At 58.3% G+C, this 1,931-nt stretch carries 3 protein-coding genes; 2 read left to right on the forward strand and 1 reads right to left on the reverse strand.

Annotated elements, in window-relative coordinates; all coding sequences use genetic code 11:
• Positions 1-167: 167 nt before the first annotated feature.
• The gene (locus AB0E19_RS38555; protein ID WP_362189869.1) at positions 168-371 is read right to left on the reverse strand and encodes a helix-turn-helix transcriptional regulator; all 204 of its coding nucleotides are present in this window, start codon (positions 369-371) and stop codon (positions 168-170) included.
• A gap of 92 nt (positions 372-463) precedes the next feature.
• Here AB0E19_RS38555 and AB0E19_RS38560 point away from each other — a divergent pair, with 92 nt between their 5' ends.
• Both AB0E19_RS38560 and AB0E19_RS38565 read left to right on the forward strand, forming a co-directional pair.
• Positions 464-1,138, forward strand: coding sequence for a S24 family peptidase (locus tag AB0E19_RS38560; RefSeq protein ID WP_362189872.1), 675 nt, complete (start codon positions 464-466; stop codon positions 1,136-1,138).
• A 371-nt stretch (positions 1,139-1,509) separates the two neighbouring features.
• A partial coding sequence (locus AB0E19_RS38565; protein ID WP_362189875.1) for a hypothetical protein occupies positions 1,510-1,931 on the forward strand: 422 nt, incomplete at its 3' end.

A 1,931-nucleotide genomic window follows, 5' to 3' on the forward strand; every position in this document is an offset into this window, starting at 1 on the left:
CAGGTGGCCTGCGCCAGCGAACCCAGCTGCCAGAAGGTGATCTGGCTGATCTGCGCGTTGTCCGCGCCGGGATGTGGTGCGATGCCTGCGCCAGCCCCGCCGAGCGCCAGGGATGGCGCTGGGGGTGGTGCTGCCCTTCCCTGCCGCTGGCCGCTGACGTGCGCACGTCAGTGCGCTGCTGCCGCAGGCTTCGCGCCAGTGGCATACAGGTGATGCAGCTGCACGGCAGCCATACCGCCGGGCTCCTTAGTCCTGCCCTGTTTGATGTCGCTCACGGTCTGAGGCGATTTGCCGATGGCACGGCCAATTTCGGTCAGGGACCAGCCGCGCTGTTCGAGCGCCTTGATTCGGTCTGCCCAGGTGATTTCCATGTGCGCGTTCCTGTTGGGTCGCCCAAGACTATGGGATGCCATAGATTCATGTCAACGGCATCCCATAATGGGTTTCCGTAATGCTCGCAGTCATGAACACGATTGGTGAACGAATTAAGGAAGCTCGCCGGATACGTGGCCTGTCTCGGCCCCAGTTGGCTGAGGCAGCCAAGATCAAGTACCCGACGCTTGCCGGCATTGAGAACAACGACCAGGCGGGTACAACCCAGCTACCTCAGATTGCGGAGGCTCTCAGGGTCTCCGCCAAGTGGCTTCAGACCGGAAAGGGGGCGATGGAGGTCGCCGAAGTTGGACCTGATGACTCTGACTACACTGACGTCACCGGTTACTCCCAGGCGGTGGGACTGGGTGCAGCAGGTGCCGAAGCTGAAGAGTATGCGGAGACCCACAGCCTCAAGTTCAAGAAGACCAGCCTAAGGCGCAGGGGCATCTATGGACGCAATCTGGCTGTCTACTACGGCAAGGGCGACTCGATGGAACCGACCATCGAGGACGGAGACGCGATCTTGTTTGACACCTCAGATACAAGGGTGGTGGACGGAGCGCTCTACCTTGTCCAGGTTCACGGCGCCGCCAACCCTGAGTACTACGTCAAGCGCGCTATGGTGCTGGAAGCAGGCGTTTACTTTGCGAGCGACAACCCTCGAGGCGACCATAACTGGCAAAAGCCGAGGCCGATGGATTCAAAGAGGGAGCAAATCACCGTCGTTGGTCGTGTTCATTGGATAGGCGGTTGGGCTGACTGAACCCTTGTTCACTACTTGAGGAAGACGTTATGGCACTAGTCGTTTGCCGAGAGTGTGGTGGAAAAGTCAGCGACGCTGCGCCCGCTTGCCCTCATTGCGGGTTCCCGCAGGCTTCACTTGATTCACCTTCGATCCCCAGCTACCAATCACCAGCAGAAGTGAAGGGAAAATCGGTCCGCAACGGCTGTTTAGCGGCTGTACTTGTAGTTGTGGGCCTTGTGATTGTGCTGCTGATCCTATCTAACCTGCCAAGAGTCCACGGAAATAAGACAAGCACGGGTGGAGGTTCAGCGAGCCGCGCACTGAAGAGCGAGCAGGAGAACTTGCTCCGAGACGTGAAAGACCCATCGATACCCCTGGCCACTAGGGCGGTGCGCGCTGAATACTTGATCGAAAAGTACCCTGCCACCGCAGAGGCAACGGAGGCTAAGACGCTCCTTGAGCAGATACGGTCTCAGCAGGAAACGGCGAACCAAGAAGCAGCCAAGCTTGCAGCTGAAAGCATTGGAAAGCAGTGGTCGTACTCGACCTTCAAGGACGATATGACTAGCAAGACTGGATACTCTGCATCGGTTACCAGCACGAACAGCTTTGAGTTTGAGTTCCCCTACCAAGGGAAGCAGCATGCACGGCTGACGTTGAGGAAACATCCTCGCTGGGGAAACGACATCCTGTTCTCGGTAGAGAAGGGCCAGATCCTGTGCCATTCCTATGGCGATTGCTCCGTTCGCGTGAGATTCGACGACGGCCCTGCCATGACGCTGACCGGAACTGATCCTGCAGACAACAGCTC

Origin of the sequence: Streptomyces sp. NPDC047974 (assembly GCF_040653375.1) — a bacterium.
Taxonomy (GTDB): Bacteria; Actinomycetota; Actinomycetes; order Streptomycetales; family Streptomycetaceae; genus Streptomyces.

What these genes read in the sequence shown, in the direction of transcription:
- AB0E19_RS38560 (WP_362189872.1), top strand. Translation starts at nt 464, where the DNA reads ATGAACACGATTGGTGAACGAATTAAGGAAGCTCGCCGGATACGTGGC.
- AB0E19_RS38555 (WP_362189869.1), bottom strand. Translation starts at nt 371, where the DNA reads ATGGAAATCACCTGGGCAGACCGAATCAAGGCGCTCGAACAGCGCGGC.